Origin of the sequence: Nocardia bovistercoris (assembly GCF_015674855.1) — a bacterium.
Taxonomy (GTDB): domain Bacteria; phylum Actinomycetota; class Actinomycetes; order Mycobacteriales; family Mycobacteriaceae; genus Nocardia; species Nocardia bovistercoris.
In genome coordinates, this window is record NZ_JADMLG010000002.1 from 629,943 (window position 1) to 644,984 (window position 15,042).

The 15,042-nt window shown below is 66.0% G+C and carries 16 protein-coding genes and 1 tRNA gene; 9 read left to right on the forward strand and 8 right to left on the reverse strand.

The genetic code is table 11. From position 1 onward, the window contains the following. Nucleotides 1–32: 32 nt before the first annotated feature. On the reverse strand, nucleotides 33–983 hold the full coding sequence (locus IT779_RS06890) for an ankyrin repeat domain-containing protein (RefSeq protein WP_196148306.1): 951 nt from the start codon (nucleotides 981–983) through the stop codon (nucleotides 33–35). 243 nt (nucleotides 984–1,226) lie between these two features. Between IT779_RS06890 and IT779_RS06895 the strand changes: the two genes are divergently transcribed. From IT779_RS06895 to IT779_RS06905, 3 genes are all read left to right on the forward strand, one after another. Next, nucleotides 1,227–1,676 carry a MerR family transcriptional regulator gene (locus IT779_RS06895; RefSeq protein ID WP_196148307.1) on the forward strand — a complete coding sequence of 150 codons (450 nt, stop codon included), beginning with the start codon at nucleotides 1,227–1,229 and terminating at the stop codon, nucleotides 1,674–1,676. Then, complete coding sequence (locus tag IT779_RS06900) at nucleotides 1,673–2,614, forward strand: SDR family NAD(P)-dependent oxidoreductase (protein WP_196148308.1); 942 nt, start codon at nucleotides 1,673–1,675, stop codon at nucleotides 2,612–2,614. The genes IT779_RS06895 and IT779_RS06900 overlap by 4 nt, the downstream gene beginning before the upstream one ends. Nucleotides 2,615–2,737: 123 nt before the next feature. After that, on the forward strand, nucleotides 2,738–3,148 hold the full coding sequence (locus IT779_RS06905; protein WP_196148309.1) for a DUF6924 domain-containing protein: 411 nt from the start codon (nucleotides 2,738–2,740) through the stop codon (nucleotides 3,146–3,148). 177 nt (nucleotides 3,149–3,325) lie between these two features. Here the strand turns inward: IT779_RS06905 and IT779_RS06910 are convergent, their stop codons facing one another. Together IT779_RS06910 and IT779_RS06915 are read right to left on the reverse strand one after the other, a co-directional pair. Then, nucleotides 3,326–3,703 carry a DNA-binding protein gene (locus tag IT779_RS06910; protein ID WP_196148555.1) on the reverse strand — a complete coding sequence of 126 codons (378 nt, stop codon included), beginning with the start codon at nucleotides 3,701–3,703 and terminating at the stop codon, nucleotides 3,326–3,328. A gap of 14 nt (nucleotides 3,704–3,717) precedes the next feature. Continuing rightward, nucleotides 3,718–4,029 carry a hypothetical protein gene (locus IT779_RS06915; protein ID WP_196148310.1) on the reverse strand — a complete coding sequence of 104 codons (312 nt, stop codon included), beginning with the start codon at nucleotides 4,027–4,029 and terminating at the stop codon, nucleotides 3,718–3,720. 132 nt (nucleotides 4,030–4,161) lie between these two features. Between IT779_RS06915 and IT779_RS06920 the strand changes: the two genes are divergently transcribed. After that, on the forward strand, nucleotides 4,162–4,413 hold the full coding sequence (locus IT779_RS06920) for a CopG family transcriptional regulator (RefSeq protein WP_196148311.1): 252 nt from the start codon (nucleotides 4,162–4,164) through the stop codon (nucleotides 4,411–4,413). Beyond that, nucleotides 4,410–4,820: a PIN domain-containing protein gene (locus IT779_RS06925; RefSeq protein WP_196148312.1), complete on the forward strand. Its 411-nt coding sequence runs from the start codon at nucleotides 4,410–4,412 to the stop codon at nucleotides 4,818–4,820. Before IT779_RS06920 ends, IT779_RS06925 begins: the two co-directional genes overlap by 4 nt. Before the next feature lie 28 nt (nucleotides 4,821–4,848). Here IT779_RS06925 and serS read toward each other — a convergent pair whose 3' ends face one another. Beyond that, a complete protein-coding gene (serS, locus tag IT779_RS06930) occupies nucleotides 4,849–6,141 on the reverse strand; it encodes a serine--tRNA ligase (RefSeq protein WP_196148313.1) in 1,293 nt (430 codons plus the stop codon). Nucleotides 6,142–6,499: 358 nt separating this feature from the next. Between serS and IT779_RS06935 the strand changes: the two genes are divergently transcribed. Both IT779_RS06935 and IT779_RS06940 read left to right on the forward strand, forming a co-directional pair. Beyond that, nucleotides 6,500–7,153 (forward strand): nitroreductase family protein, encoded by a 654-nt coding sequence (locus tag IT779_RS06935; protein ID WP_196148314.1) that lies wholly within the window; start codon nucleotides 6,500–6,502, stop codon nucleotides 7,151–7,153. A 191-nt stretch (nucleotides 7,154–7,344) separates the two neighbouring features. After that, on the forward strand, nucleotides 7,345–9,141 hold the full coding sequence (locus IT779_RS06940) for an ABC transporter ATP-binding protein (RefSeq protein ID WP_196148315.1): 1,797 nt from the start codon (nucleotides 7,345–7,347) through the stop codon (nucleotides 9,139–9,141). A gap of 124 nt (nucleotides 9,142–9,265) precedes the next feature. Here IT779_RS06940 and IT779_RS06945 read toward each other — a convergent pair whose 3' ends face one another. From IT779_RS06945 to IT779_RS06960, 4 genes are all read right to left on the reverse strand, one after another. Beyond that, entirely contained in the window at nucleotides 9,266–9,763 is a 498-nt protein-coding gene (locus IT779_RS06945; RefSeq protein ID WP_196148316.1) for a hypothetical protein, read from the reverse strand. Continuing rightward, a complete protein-coding gene (locus tag IT779_RS06950) occupies nucleotides 9,760–10,479 on the reverse strand; it encodes a hypothetical protein (RefSeq protein WP_196148317.1) in 720 nt (239 codons plus the stop codon). The genes IT779_RS06945 and IT779_RS06950 overlap by 4 nt, the downstream gene beginning before the upstream one ends. 66 nt (nucleotides 10,480–10,545) lie before the next feature. After that, nucleotides 10,546–11,199, reverse strand: coding sequence for a hypothetical protein (locus IT779_RS06955; RefSeq protein ID WP_196148318.1), 654 nt, complete (start codon nucleotides 11,197–11,199; stop codon nucleotides 10,546–10,548). Between the two features lie 804 nt (nucleotides 11,200–12,003). Then, nucleotides 12,004–12,570: a TIGR03086 family metal-binding protein gene (locus tag IT779_RS06960; protein ID WP_196148319.1), complete on the reverse strand. Its 567-nt coding sequence runs from the start codon at nucleotides 12,568–12,570 to the stop codon at nucleotides 12,004–12,006. Nucleotides 12,571–12,875: 305 nt separating this feature from the next. Here IT779_RS06960 and IT779_RS06965 point away from each other — a divergent pair. Both IT779_RS06965 and IT779_RS06970 read left to right on the forward strand, forming a co-directional pair. Next, a tRNA-OTHER gene (locus tag IT779_RS06965) sits at nucleotides 12,876–12,944 on the forward strand. 479 nt (nucleotides 12,945–13,423) lie between these two features. Then, on the forward strand, nucleotides 13,424–15,034 hold the full coding sequence (locus IT779_RS06970) for a TROVE domain-containing protein (RefSeq protein WP_196148320.1): 1,611 nt from the start codon (nucleotides 13,424–13,426) through the stop codon (nucleotides 15,032–15,034). Nucleotides 15,035–15,042 lie beyond the last annotated feature (8 nt).

The following is a 15,042-nucleotide window of genomic DNA, read 5'->3' on the forward strand; positions in this document are numbered from 1 at the left end:
CCCCGCGGCCACCGGTTCGGTCATCCGAGCGGTCAGGGTCGGTACCGATAGTCGCCGTCGGGCACACGTAGCCACATGTCCGGTGGGCCGACGAAGGCGCGCGCGTCGCGCGGGCGCAACCCGGCCCACGCGCAGCAGTAGGCGAGGACGTCGTGCTGATACAGGTACGAGGTGAGGATGTCCTCGGCGGAATCATCGTCGGACGGGTCGAGGGCGGGACTGATATCCGAGCTGGTGAGCGCGCCGTCGAGACTGGTGCTGCCCTGGCAGCCGCTCTTCGGGTTGAAGTACATCCCATAGCATTTCGTGCCGGGAGACAGACGGGTGGAGATGGCGGGCACCGAGGCGATGTAGGACCAGGGTTGGACGATCGCACAGCCGCCGGGCACGTCGGTCGCCCACATCGTCAACTCGGTGTCAGCGGACATGGGCCAGCTCGCCATGTCGTCCGGAGTCACCGATCCCGCAGGCACCACCTCGGCGTCCAACCGGCGGACTGCCTCGGCCGCGTCGATACCCGCGACACAGACCAGGCTCATCCCGTCGACCCATGGTGTGCCCAGTGCCGTGGCCAGCCTGCGTCTTTCCTCGACCGAGGCCTGTTCGGAGGCCGACAACGCGCCGGTGACCAGCGGATGCCGCCCAGCCAGGCTCAGCCTTGCCGGGGACCAGCCCGCCATCATCGGTCGCGCCGGATCAGCGCCCGCGGCCAGCAACGCGCGGGCGTTGTCGTGACGGTCGGCATACACCGCACGCCACAACGCGGTACGGCCCCACGCCATCGCGTCGACATCACCCACCCGCGACGCCAGCTCCGCCACCACCTCCGCAGACCCGTGCTCGGCGGCCATGTCCAACGGTCTCCGCCGGCCACGCAGTAGGACATCGGGGTCGGCACCCGCGTCCAGACGTGCGCGTATCTGCCCTGGATCGGTCCATGCGGCCCAGCCGAGGCCGGCCCAGCCACCCTGCTCATCACGCATGACTACAGTGTGCAGTCTCGAACATGCGTTCGGCAAACAGCTGCGCCAGTCACGACCCTACTACCACATGGAACCGAAATATCCAGCGCGGCAGGGCTTTTGGCCGACACCGGCGATTCACCGGCCAACCGCCGTTCCCCCACGAGGACCGGACCGCCGTGATCGGCGCACGCTTGCGTCCGAAGAACGTTCCCGCTGATCGAGGCTTGACTTGAAGCGGTTCAGGTCCTCGATACTCGGACCGTGAGCGAGCAACAGTGGACGATCGCGCAGGCATCGGCGCTGACCGGCCTCCCGGAGAGCACGCTGAGGTACTGGGAACGGATAGGACTTGTCCGTTCCGTCGAACGCGACCCTGCCAGCGGTCATCGCCGTTACGGCGAGGACGACATCGAGACTCTGGACACACTCGGCAACCTCCGCGCGGTCGGCATGTCGGTCGCCGATATGCGCCGCTACCTCGCCGACAGACGCCGCGGCGACCACGCAGCAGGAGAACAGAAAGCGCTGTTCCAGGCCCACGCGCAACGCTTGGCCGAGGAGATTCACACACTGGAGGCGCGCCGACGCTACCTCGAACTCAAAGTCCGCTACTGGGCCGCCCGCGAGCACGGCGATCTCGAACAAGCATCCAGGATCGCCGATCTGATCCGACCGCTGATCGACCGCGTCAACCCGAAGGAAACCACGTGAACACCACACCGGCAACGTCCCGATTCGACTGGCACACAACCGCGGCCGACGCCATCGGCGGCATCGATCTCACCGGTCGGCGAGCACTGATCACCGGCGCCGCGAGCGGCATCGGCGTCGAAACCGCCCGCGCGCTGGCCTCCGCCAACGCCGAGATCATCCTCGCCGCCCGCGACCTCGCCACAGCCGCCGCCGTCGCGGACGACATACGCGCAGGCACCGGCAACGAGAACGTCCACGTCGCCCACCTCGACCGCGCCTCGATCGACGCGCTCGCGGCCGCCGCTGTGCGCGAACCGCTGCACATCCTCGTCAACAACGCGGGCGTCATGGCCATCCCCGAGTTGCGACGCAGCCCCGAAGGCCACGAGGCGCAGTTCGCCACCAACCACCTGGGACATTTCCGTCTCACCACCGCGCTGCTGCCCGCACTGCGCGCGGCGAACGGAGCCCGCGTGGTCTCGCTCAGCTCCAGGGCACACCTCAACTCGACCGTGGACTTCGACGATATCGATTTCCGCGTGCGGGACTACGAGCCCGCACTGGCCTACGCCCAGTCCAAGACGGCGAATGTGCTGTTCGCTGTCGAAGCAGCGCGTCGCTGGGCGGTGTACGGCATCGAAGCCAACGCCGTACACCCCGGCGCCATCCTCGACTCGAATCTCGTCCGCCACTACGACCGGACCACAGTGGACCAGCTGCGAAACTCGGACCGATACACCTACAAGACCGTCGCCCAGGGGGCGGCCACCAGCGTCTATGTCGCGACCTCACCCGAACTCGACGGGATCGTCGGCCGCTACTTCGAGAACTGTCGCGAAGCCGACCCCGACAACCCCGGCGCGGCGGGCATCGATGCCGCGGGTGTCGCCGCGTACGCCCTCGACCCCGACGACGCACGCCGCCTGTGGGACCTTTCGGAACAGATGAACAGCTGATTCCGTCGGCACAGGATCGACCCCACACCGGCCCGTTGCGCGAGCGAGGAAGAGATACGCTGTGCCACAGACGGGTTCGCCCGACGTGTTCCTGCTCGTCCGATGCATCGAGGGAACTGGACCATGCTCAGTACAACCTACGAGGACACTCCTGTCATCCGCACCGACTATTCGAATCCAGCGCGATGGGACGAGATGTGCCGTGTGGCCACGACACCGAACGAGGAAGAGTGCGCCGCCTACGTCGAATTCCTCGAAGACCGCGCTTACCGGGATCTGACACTCGAACAGGTCCTCGACCTGATTCCGGAAGGCTTCCGACATCGAATGCTCATCGTGGCCGACGGAATCACGATGAACTCCGCCGAATTTCCTCTGCTGTGTATCGATCTGGAAACCGACACCTTTGGGCGCGTACTCCGGGTGATCGCCGCGGAGTTGCATTCGATCGAGAACAACATCTCGATAGTCAACATGTTCTTCGGCGAATTCATCGATGCCGCCGACAACGACGGAGTATTCCGAGGATTCTGACTCGACAGCGAAACCGGCACCCGGTGCCGTCAGTAGGCGAGTACGTGCCCCGCCTGCACACCGAACCCGCCGCCGGGCTCTACGACGTCGAGATCCGACCTCATGACGAGCCATGCGAGCGAGCCCCATCAATGCGACACATCTGCGTGAAGATTCGGGGTGGACGGATCTCTCGACCTATATCTTCACGACACGAACTTCTTTGCCACACAGTTTGGTCATATCGTCCACGTCGGAAGTCGCGATAACGACAGGTCGCACCGCACGCAACGCGGTCGCGGCCACCACCGCATCCACCGCATATTCATGACCGTGCAGGCCGGCTGCACGGAGGAGATCGATCGCGTCGAATGCGATCTCGTCGGTCACAGGCTCGATCCGCAGACGGGAAAGGTGCCAGCGAAAACGGTCGTTCTTGATACGCATGTCGTATGCCTCGATCGGGGTCAGGGCACTGGCGATCACACGAAAATCATTGTCCTGAGCTTCACGAACGTATGCGGTGACCTGCAGATCCGCCGCGCACCACTTCGACAGTCCCTCGCTGTCGAGCACAAACGTCCCGGCAGTCAATCGGCTTCGCGTACGTGCCACTCACTATCCCCCTGCAACTCGGGCGCGGACCTCACCTCTCGGAAGAGCGCAGCCGCCTCGTCTTTGATCTCGCGCGGAATCACGCCTGCTTGCTTCTCGTTCGCAAGCAACGCCTCTTCCAAGAGGTCTCGCTCTATCTGACGCTCAACGGCGGCATCGACGTAGGCGGAGAAGCCTCGCGAGCCCACCCTTTCCTTGACGGCCCGGATATTGCCCGTCCTCAGCGACACACTGACCTTCGCCGCCGGGCCGTGCCCCGGCGGAAATTCTCCATGCGGTGCAGCCATGAGGCTATTTTACTACTCGAAGTAGCAATTTTGCCAACGCACCTTAGACCGCCCTGCGGGATGACGAGACCTCCAAAGCGTCCTCATCGATGGAGCCGACACCATGGGAGCATAAGCGGTAGGATAGGTGGCATGAGTGAGCGTACCGCGAAGTATTCGATCACAATGCCGCGTGACCTCGCCGAGGCAGCCCGCGAGCGTGGCGGCCCCTCCGGCCTGTCCGCGTACGTCACCGCTGCCGTGGCGCGTCAGATCGAACGAGACAACCTCGACGAACTCATCAAGGTGGCCGAAGCGGAGCACGGCCCAATCGGTGACGAAGAGATCCAGGCCCTGCGCGATCAGCTACTCAACGCCCGACGTGGGAAAGATACCGCTGCGTGAGCGGACACGCTTCCCCCGGCGGCACCCTGGTTCTCGACAGCGAAGGACTCGCCAAGGCCGTGCTACGCGACCGGGCGGTCACCGGATGGCTCGCGCTGGCCCGCGCCGACGACATGCGCGTTGTCACTTCCGCCGCCATATTGGTCGAGGTCATCCATCCCAGGATCAAACGCCCAGCATTGGAATGGACACTTTCCCGCCTCGTGATCGAACCCGTCACCGAGCTCATCGCGCGCCACGCCGCCACCCTGCTGACCGAGGCGAACCTGCACGGTCACAAATACGCCATCGACGCCATGCTCGCCGCCACCGCGCTCTCCGCCACCGGCCCGGTCACCGTGCTCACCTCGGATCCCGACGACCTGATCACACTCTGCGGCGATCACGCGACCATCATGAAAATCTGATCTCGGCGTACCGCGAGTAACTCTGAAACTACGGTGTGGTGGCGCCGTCGGGGGCGATCTTGCCGAAGCCGGTGTACGGGCGGAGTGCCTCGGGGATCACCACGGAGCCGTCCTGTTGTTGGAACTGTTCGAGGACGGCGGCCATGGTGCGGCCGATCGGGAGGGCCGAGCCGTTGAGGGTGGCCGCGTAGCCGCGAGCGCCGTCCGCGGACTTCGTTCTGATGCCCGCGCGGCGGGCCTGGAAGGTGCCGGTGTCCGAGCAGGAGCTGATTTCCCGGTAGGTGTTCTGGCTCGGCAACCACACTTCGATGTCGTAGGTGAATGCGGCGGAGAAACCGAGATCGCCTGCCGCGAGGGCGACGACGCGGTAGGCGAGGCCGAGTTCCTTCAGACAGGTCTCGGCGTGGCCGACCATGAGATCCAGTTCGGCGCGCGAGTTCTCGGGGGCGACGATGCGGACCAGTTCGACCTTCGAGAACTGGTGCAGGCGCAGGATGCCTCGGGTGTCGCGGCCGTAGGATCCGGCTTCGGAGCGGAAGCACGGGGTCCACGGCGTGTAGGCGTAGGGCAGGTCCTCGGTGGCGAGGATCTCCTCGGCGTGCAGGTTCGTCAGCGGCACCTCCGCGGTGGGCACCAGGAACAGTTCCCGGTCGGCGAGTGCGGTGGCGAACAGATCGTCCTCGAATTTCGGGAGTTGGCCGGTTCCCGTCATCGTGGCCCGGTTCACCAGATACGGCACCGAGACTTCCTGATATCCGTGGCGAGCGGTGTGTGTATTCAAGAAGAAGGTGGCGAGGGCGCGTTCGAGTACCGCTCCCGGTCCACGGGAAATCGAGAAGCGCGAGCCGGACAACTTCGCCGCCCGCGGGAAGTCGAATATCCCCATCGCCTCGCCCAGCGTGACGTGGTCCTTCGGCGTGAACGAGAAGGCCTGCGGGCTCCCATGCTTTCTGAGCTCGACATCGAATTCCGCACTGTCACCGTCGGGGGCGTCGTCCGAGGGAAAATTCGGAATTGTCAACAGCAGATCGCGGAGTTGGCTCGCGCTTTGCTCCTGCTCCGCCTCGAGCGTGCGGATGGCCTCCTTGAGGGCGCGGGCGCGTTCCTTCAGTTCGGCGGTGTCGGCGCCCGCTCTGCCGAGCCTGCCGACCTCGGCGGCCACCTTCTTCGATTCCGCCCGCAGGTCGTCGGTCGCCTTGATCGCGGCATTGCGCTGGGACAACGACTTCTCGACGGCATCCGGGGCGAATGGATAGCCCCGCCGCGCCAACCGGCGAACGCTCTCGGGGCCGAGTTCGACCAAGGTCCGAGCATCATGCATCGAAGGTTTCCTTCGCAGAATCGAGTTGTCCCGGTGAGGTGCCAACCCTAGCAAGGCGCTGCCTCACGACACCGGAGGCGGTGGGCGTCCGCGGTCCTCGCGGAATATCGACGACGGCAAATGCGAAGCAACGGGATTCGCGAAACGATATTTCGACTTTATGGTGTACTGCGGCTATCGGGACTCGACCACGGTAGTTCGTCCGGCAAACCTTCGCGGACTATCCTCGTCGCCGTCGAACCCCGCGCTGAGCCGGTTCTCGAAATATCACGCGCGGGTTCGGTGTTGGGCAGATTGGTTCGCGGTACTCGGAATCCAGGGCGTCGGCCGGACGGCAGCGCCCGAGAGAGGATACGTAATGACAGTCGGGAATGTACTGAACCTGTCCGCCGATGACGTCCTGTCCACCACGCGGTCGGTGCGCAAGCGGCTCGACCTCGAGCGTCCGGTGCCGCGCGAGGTGCTGCTCGAGTGCCTGGAACTGGCGCTGCAGGCGCCGACCGGTTCGAATTCCCAAGGTTGGCAGTGGGTGTTCGTCGAGGATGCCGAGCGGAAGCAAGGGCTGGCCGACATCTACCGAACCTACGCCACCCCGTACCTGGACGCACCGAAACCCGAGTTCGGCGACGACCGCGATCTGCGCAGGCCCCGCATATTCGACTCGGCCAAGTACCTCAACGAGCACCTCCACGAAGTCCCGGTCCTGCTGATCCCGTGCCTCGAGGGCCGCGCCGAGGACACCCCCGGCGTGTCGAGCGCCGGTTTCTGGGGCTCGCTGCTGCCCGCGGTATGGAGTTTCATGCTGGCTCTGCGCTCGCGCGGACTCGGCTCGGCGTGGACGACACTGCACCTCGTCGGCGACGGCGAGAAGCGCGCCGCCGACCTGCTCGGCATCCCGTTCGACAAGTACAGCCAGGGCGGTCTGTTCCCTATCGCCTACACCCAGGGCACCGACTTCCGCCCGGCGAAACGCCTGCCCGCCGAGCAACTCACCCACTGGAACAGCTGGTAACCCACAGCCGTGCGCCGAAAAGCCGCGTCCGTTGTCCGGTGACAACGGAGCGGCTCGGCGTGGCCATCGAACCACTCCGCCCGAACGACCCCGAACACATCGTGGCCGGAAAATCGGTGGCGGTGGGTGGCTCGACGCGGGATCATGGCTCACCTGCATCGCTCGCTGGTTCGAGACGAGAAGGGGGATTCATGGGTTCACGGGTGTCGGCGATCAAATTGGTTCTGCGGCTCTACGGTCGGGAGGTGACCGCGCGGAAAGGGTTGGCGATTCCGGCGTTGCTCGGGCCCGCGCTCGGCAATATCTTCAACCTGTATGTCGCGCCGTTGATCGTGGCGATGATGGTCGGCCGGGTCGCGGTGACCGGGGATACGGGTTTCGGGGCGCTGACTTGGTTCATCGTCGCCTTCGGCGGGGCACTGTTGGTGGCGGAACTGTTGTGGCGCATCGGTGTTCACTGTTTGAATCGGATCGACGCGTACGGTATCGAACACCTGTATGTGGTGGCGATGGACGAGTTGCTCGCCAAGGACGCGGCGTTCTTCCACAACAACTTCGCCGGATCGCTGACGAAGCGTTCGCTCAGTTTCGCGACCCGGTTCGAACAGTTCGTGGACACCCTCGCCTTCGAGATCATGGCGGCGCTGGTGCCGCTGGCGTTCGCGTCGGTGGTGCTGTGGCGCTACAACCCGTGGCTGGTGGTGGTGCTGATGGGGATGATCGCGGTGACGGCGCTGGTCATCCTGCCCTTGATCCGGCGCCGCCAGATACTCGTCGACGAGCGGGAGGCGGCGATCGCGGAGGTCTCCGGGCATGTGGCGGACAGCTTGGCCAATATGCAGGTGGTGCGCGCCTTCGCCGCCGAACCGCAGGAGGCGGCCGAACATCGGCGGCGGGTCGCCTCGGCGCAGCGAAAATCGTTGCGCTCCTGGGATTACGCGAACCTTCAGATCGACACGTTGGTGACGCCGCTGCTGGTGATCACCAATGTGGCCGGTCTGGCGATCGCGCTCGGCCTCGCGGGCCGTGACGTCGGGGTGGAAGCCATCGTGGTGGCGTTCACCTACTACTTCAACGCCACCGGGATCATGTTCCGGTTCAACCAGATCTATCGGCGGTTGGAGACCGTGCTCACCGAGGCGGCGCAGTTCACCGAACTGCTGCTCGACGAGCCGAAGGTACGCGACGCCGAAATCACGGAACCGCTGCGCCCGCGCGGCTACGACGTGCGGTTCGAGACGGTGCACTTCACGCACGAAGGCGCGCGGCAGCTGTTCCGCGGGTTGGATCTGCATGTGCCGAGCGGCGCCAAGGTGGGGTTGGTCGGGCGCTCCGGCGGCGGCAAGACCACCATCACCCAGCTGGTGCTACGGATGATGGATATCCAGTCCGGCGCCATCCGGATCGGCGGTCAGGACATCACGACGCTGCGGCAGGCGGACCTGCGCGGCATGATCGCCTATGTGCCACAGGATCCGGCCATGTTCCACCGCTCGCTGCGCGAGAACATCCGGTTCGCGCGCCCCGACGCAACGGACGCGGAGATCCGACGGGCAGCGGAAGCCGCGCACGTCACCGAATTCGCGGACGCGCTGCCGCACGGCATGGACACCCTCATCGGCGAGCGCGGCGTGAAACTGTCCGGCGGGCAGCGGCAGCGGGTCGCGCTGGCCCGCGCCATCCTGCGCGACGCGCCCATCCTGCTGCTGGACGAGGCCACCAGCGCCCTCGACTCGGAGAGCGAAGTGCTTGTGCAGCAGGCACTCTGGGAGTCGATGCGCGGGCGCACGGCACTGGTGGTCGCGCACCGGCTGAGCACCGTGGCAGGCATGGACCAGTTGGTCGTGCTCGACCGAGGACGAGTGATCGAGCAGGGAACGCACGAGCAGCTGCTCGCCGCGAACGCGACCTATGCTCAGCTGTGGCGGCACCAATCGGGCGGGTTCCTCGGCGAGGAGATGGCCGCGGTTCCGCAATACGGACACTGAACGCATCCGGGAATTCATCGCGGGAAGAGCCGTGCCGTGTGGCCGTACTCGAATCAGCCGCGGGCATCGGCTCGGTGCAGGTGCGACCGAGACAGGCCCGTGATCCGCAGCGGAGGATCGCGATCTACTGTCCGCGGAACTCGATGTGCACTATCCGCAGATCTACGGTGCGCTCGTCCACGTAGACATCGCGGATCATGGATTTCCCCACGCGGGACACGTGAAGATCCTGGGCGCGCAGCACACGCGGTGAGGTGTCGAGCGGAGGTCCGGCGATCGGTTGGAACACCATCGGCCGCGTTTCGGAGAATTCGGCGCGGTAGCCGGAACCCTCCAGCATCGACGTCAACCCCGCGGGCGAGGTTTCGACCACCAGGTTGTATTCGACATCGTCGGGATTCTCCCGTTTGACCATCAGCACCTTGCCATCGGCGGGAAGCACCCAGTCACCGAAATCGACCGCTTCCTGCACGAGCTCGGCACTGTCCGACTGCGCTGTCGGCTCGGCGCCGCGTTCGACAGGACTCGAACATCCGGGTAGCGCCGCCAGGGTGAACCCGATCACGGCGGGCAGCAGGAGACGATGAACCAGCCCGGGCAGGCGGTACGCGGATCCCCTCACCGCGTCGGATCCGTACGCGAACCGCCTCGACCACCGTCCGGCGACGGCAGATCGATACTCCCGTACGCGGGCAGCATCCCCTCGAAGTGTTTCGTCGACGACGTGCCGAACTGATTGAATTCCTTCGCCAATCCCGCGGTATGCAATCCACCCATCCTCTGGTCGGTAATTTTCACCCCCAGAATGACAACGAACTTCTTGCCGTCCCAGTTGTATCGGTCGAAGAAATGGACTTGATAATCCATCGCAATGTGGGACTGTCCCCCACCCGCCGCGGGCGAGATAGTGACCACTCCGGTGGCACAGACCTCTACCGAACCCATGGCCAGGAACCAATCCTGGTTCTCCGACTGGCCGACGGAAGTACCGTGCCACGGCGTCGTGAACGCGACAGTCTTGTTGTGGTTGGACGGATCACGGGCCAAGTCTCCGATTCTCTCGGAGATGACCAGGTCGGCATGCGATTTCAAGTTCGCCACGTCGGTCATCGCCGCGTCGGGCTCGATCGTGAAGTCACTGCCCGAGTTGTCCAGATAATGGCGCATACCGGCTGCCGCGTGCGTGAGACCCGCGGCATCGGCCAATGCCTGCGCCTTGGACGCGGCATAGAAGAACGCGAGGTCGTCGGCACGGCTGTAGATCGGCTGCGAACCGTGCCCACCCGCGCCCGCGTCGGGCTTCGGCGGCGTCGGCATGCCGGGAATTTGTGGCGACATCAGAGCGCTCCCGGCGCGGTCGCGAAGTTTTGCACCCGACGAATCGAGCCACCACCCGTCGCGCGTTCAGACCCGGTCTTCCGCACCCTGCCCCTCCTGCCACCATACGGTACCGCCGATTCCGTAACGCTTGACGCCCGGATCCGAGACCACCCTCTCCGGCAGTTCGAAATCGGCGGCGTTATAGGACGCAACATTCTGTCCGGGAACGTAATTCAGCGCCCCCGATATCTTTGCGAGAGCCGCGACGATCGCGTCGTTGCGCGCCTCGGCCGCTCGCTTCAACCCATCGACCCCGGTAGCGATACTCGATTTCAATTGCCCCGGAACAGGATCGTTCGCCAGGTCTGCCCAAGCCCCGAGCGGGAAGGACATTCCGTTGTACTCCACAGTTGCGAGTATTCTCCGGCCGAGATCCGATACCTGATCGGCGACCAACCGCTCGAGGTAGATCCCACCCTGCTCCACGATCTTCGATACGTTCTCCAGATCGGCACTGCGCGCACCCATGGTCCGTCCCAGATTCCCGGCACTCGCCGCGAACGACTGCGCCGCGGCGCCGGACCATCCCGAATTCACCCACGCGGCGCCGTTCACAATGTTCTGGGATCCGACATAGTCGTTGATACCGAGCAGGCCGATACGCCTACCGACGACCTCGATCGATTCCCAATCCCCCAGCAGCGGCGTGAGGTATTCAGCGGTCGGCTCGACGCCCAACGCGATACTCATCGGCTCGTCGTAGGGCGAGAGTCGCGCGACGGCCGAGGAAACCATCTGCCGTATGGCGTATGCGTCGTCCGCGACAGCGGGAAGGCTGGGTAGCTGCAACCCGCCGAAGCGACTGACACCCGCCCCGCTCCAATTGTTCGCCGCGACACCGGTGCCCGTGGCGATCGCGTTCGCGTTCGCTTGATCTGTCGTCCGGTACGCATTCGCCGCGGTGGACAGATTCGTCGCCAGATCACCCATCGCGGCGATATCGGACCGGAGGACGGCGGAGTGCGCGGACCGAAACTGCTCGAGGGGCGCCGCGAGGCTCCCGATCAGGCCCGAAGCACCGGCGGGGAGGGCAATTCCGGAATCTTGGCGAGCGGCGTTCGACGTCGAATTCGTCGCCAGATCCTGGAGATCCAGTTTGAAGCCCTCGAGGCGGCCCACATCCACATCGAGATCAGCCACGGCAGCCTCGAGCCTGGCCAACCGGCACCTCGGCGCAAGTCGTCATTGCCTGCCCGCTGTCCGAGGCGATCCCGGAATGTCGACATACGAGAACATATCCCCCCCCCAATCTGTCTTCGTGTCACACTATCCCACCGCTGAGGCACTTACCGATGGCGTCTTCGACCGGTGGCACGACGTCCGGCCCGGCCGGTGGGCACGGCTCCGCACCACCGGGTGTTGTCTGGAAACCGCCTGCTGGTAGGCGCTCGTTCGCCCGGTTGTCGGGATCCGGTCAGCGGAGGGCGTGGTCGCGAAGAAGATCGGTGCCGCGAACCGGTGGTACCCGAGCGGGGCGTCGGTTCAGTGCCAGGTGCGGCCGAGGTAGGCCAGGAGTCTGCGGTGGGCGGGTTCGTCGGCGGCTATGGGGAGTTCGGGCTCGAACAGGCCGGGGCGGCGGAACGGTTCGACGCCGCGGGTTTCGAGCATGTCCTCGAGCAGTTCGGCGCTGAGTTCGTCGTCGGCGAGGTCGGGGCGGCCGAGGGCGAGTGCGATGTCGATGCCGTGCACGACCACCTCGGTGAGGTGCACCTTGGCGGCCTCCGGCGCGGCGACCGCGCCGAAGCGCAGGCGCACCGTGGCGTCGGGCACGTCGAGGCGATGCCATGCGGCGCGGTCGATTTCGGCGGCCGCGGCGTAGGCGGCCTGTGGGTCGGAGCCGAGCCAGTCGGCGTCGTGCGCGCCGACGGGTTCGGTGCCCGCGAGTTCGGCGGCGTAGAGACGCATGCCGCCGACCATGTGGTTGAGCACCGTGCGGACGTCCCACTCGGCACACGGCGTCGCCGCCGACAATCGTTCCGTCTCGACCGCGTCGACGATCTTGCCTGTCATATCGAGGGCGCGGTCGATCCGGCCGATCACAGTCTGCATGGGAGTCCTTCACTGGAGGGGGTACTGCATTCGTAGCACGCGAGACCGACATCCTCATGCCTACGCTACCCACGAGTACCCTTTGTCACCATCGCCGAAAACGCTTGCGCGAAGGTCACTTGTGCGGATATCGTCCGACCCCGCGTCCGGTGCGACGGCGACGGATACTTCGGGTTCAACTCCTGTCGGATTCGTCCGATTGCTCGGATTTCGGCGAGCAGACCCGTCGCCACGAGAACTCGGACGCACCCGCCGAAAAATACGATGCGCGCGCGCACGCGGGCCGCTACATTCTCAGTCAGCACCCGGTGCGCAGGAGACGGTTACTTCCGCTTCAGACGGAGAGGTTGCGGGTTCGAGTCCCGTCCGGACCACGAGGTCCGGTAGCTCAACTGGCCAGAGCGCTTACGACCGTCACCGCCTTCGACCTCGGGTGCGCCGCCCCGGGCAGTGAAACGTTTCCACGCCCCACCGAGAAACAGGATGCGACAGTGACACTCAAAGACAAATCACCAAAGCATCCCGAACGCGGGTAAAGCAAAACGGTTCGCGGCCGTCTCGCGTCCCAGCGGTCGATACGATGCGACAAAGGAGCAAGTATCGACCGCTGGGACGCGAGACCCAAAGGGCCGCGAACCCGCAGCGACGAAGTCGCCGCAAATAGACACAGCCCGGTGCGCAGGCGACGGCTACTTCCAACCCGCCGATCCTCGGATCGTTCCGGTTCGAATCCGGATCACCCAGCCAGTGGGTGATGGTGAAAATGGCAGACACAGCGGGCATTACCCCGTCGTCGATTTCGATCTCGGGCCGTGCACACGAAATCATCCCGCAATTCCTCGGGGGAATTCACATGAGCAAGTTCAATCTCGCGCGCGTTCGTCGCGCCGCGACCTCACCCGTCACCACGGAGGCCACGCCGTCCGGGCGCACGCACGAGGGCGGCCCCGGCTACGCGCGCTCGGTCCGCGCCGAGCTGTTCCTGCTCGCCGTGTCGAACATGGTGGGCGAGGACACCTTCTACGAGTCCGCGAACACCCGCGACAACCGGTACGCGACCCTGGTCCGCGCGGCGACGCTGGCCGACCCGGACTGGACGGCACGGCTGCTGCGCTGGCTGCGCTCCACCGCGAACATGCGCAGCGCCGCACTCGTCGGCGCGGCCGAGTTCGCCAAGGCGCGGCTGGACGCGGGCGAGCCAGGCATGTCGCGGCAGGTGATCGACGCGGTGCTGCAGCGCGCCGACGAGCCGGGTGAACTGCTCGCCTACTGGACCGCGACCTACGGCCGCGCCGTGCCGAAGCCGGTCAAGCGCGGTATCGCCGACGCGGTGCGCCGCCTCTACGACGAGCGGTCACTGTTGAAGTGGGACGGCGCCGCGCGCGGCTTCCGCTTCGCCGACGTCATCGAACTCACTCATCCGACCGCCGCGGCCGACAAGCCTTGGCAGGGTGCGGTGTTCGAGCACGCGCTGGACCGCAGGCACGGCAACCGGACGGTCGACCTGCCCGCCGAGCTGACGGTGCTGCGCGCCCGCGCGGAGCTGGCCGCGATGCCGGTCGAACAGCGTCGGGCCCTCTGCACCGACGTCGAGCGCGCCCGCACCGTGCTACGGGAGGCCGGGATGACGTGGGAGTCGGTCGCGGGCTGGCTGCAGGGTCCGCTGGACGCGGCGGTGTGGGAGGCGCTGATCCCGTCCATGGGCTACATGGCGAAGTTGCGCAACCTGCGCAACTTCGACGAGGCCGGGGTCGGCGACGCGGTCGCGGCCGAGGTCGCGGCGGAGCTGGCCGACCCGCGGCTGGTGGCGCGGTCGCGGCAGCTGCCGATGCGTTTCCTGTCGGCCTATCGCGCCGCGCCGTCGCTGCGCTGGGGTCACGCGCTGGAGCGGGCGCTGAACCATTCGCTGGCGAACGTGCCCGCCCTCGCGGGCCGCACGCTGGTACTGGTCGACACGTCGAGCTCCATGGCCGCGACCTTCTCGCGCGACGGCACGCTGAAGCGCTGGGACGCCGCGGTGGTCTTCGGACTCGCGCTGGCGACCCGGTGCGCGCACGCCGACGTGATCTCCTACTCCAGCGGCGGCGAGTACCACGGCCGGACCTATCCGGCGAGCGTGGCGTTCGAGCCGCGCGCGCACGAGCCGGTGCTGCGCGCGGTGCGGCGCTGGCAGGACGACGGCTACTTCATCGGCTGGGGAACCGACACCGCAGGCGCGGTGCGCACGCACTACGCGCGCCACGACCGGGTGGTGATCCTCACCGACGAGCAGGCGAGCGACGGCGACGTCGGCAAGGCGCTGCCCGCCACGGTTCCGCTGTACACGTGGAACCTCGCGGGCTACCGCTACGGACACGCCCGAAGCGGCACGCCGTACCGGCACGCCTTCGGCGGGCTGACCGACGCGGGCTTCCAGATGATCCCGCTGCTGGAATCCGGTCGCGACGCCCGCTGGCCGTTCTGAACCCGACC

Coding starts and splice junctions, on each gene's coding strand:
- IT779_RS06890 (WP_196148306.1), bottom strand. CDS start 983: ATGCGTGATGAGCAGGGTGGCTGGGCCGGCCTCGGCTGGGCCGCATGG.
- IT779_RS06905 (WP_196148309.1), top strand. CDS start 2,738: ATGCTCAGTACAACCTACGAGGACACTCCTGTCATCCGCACCGACTAT.
- IT779_RS06915 (WP_196148310.1), bottom strand. CDS start 4,029: ATGGCTGCACCGCATGGAGAATTTCCGCCGGGGCACGGCCCGGCGGCG.
- IT779_RS06920 (WP_196148311.1), top strand. CDS start 4,162: ATGAGTGAGCGTACCGCGAAGTATTCGATCACAATGCCGCGTGACCTC.
- serS (WP_196148313.1), bottom strand. CDS start 6,141: ATGCATGATGCTCGGACCTTGGTCGAACTCGGCCCCGAGAGCGTTCGC.
- IT779_RS06935 (WP_196148314.1), top strand. CDS start 6,500: ATGACAGTCGGGAATGTACTGAACCTGTCCGCCGATGACGTCCTGTCC.
- IT779_RS06940 (WP_196148315.1), top strand. CDS start 7,345: ATGGGTTCACGGGTGTCGGCGATCAAATTGGTTCTGCGGCTCTACGGT.
- IT779_RS06950 (WP_196148317.1), bottom strand. CDS start 10,479: ATGTCGCCACAAATTCCCGGCATGCCGACGCCGCCGAAGCCCGACGCG.
- IT779_RS06960 (WP_196148319.1), bottom strand. CDS start 12,570: ATGCAGACTGTGATCGGCCGGATCGACCGCGCCCTCGATATGACAGGC.
- IT779_RS06970 (WP_196148320.1), top strand. CDS start 13,424: ATGAGCAAGTTCAATCTCGCGCGCGTTCGTCGCGCCGCGACCTCACCC.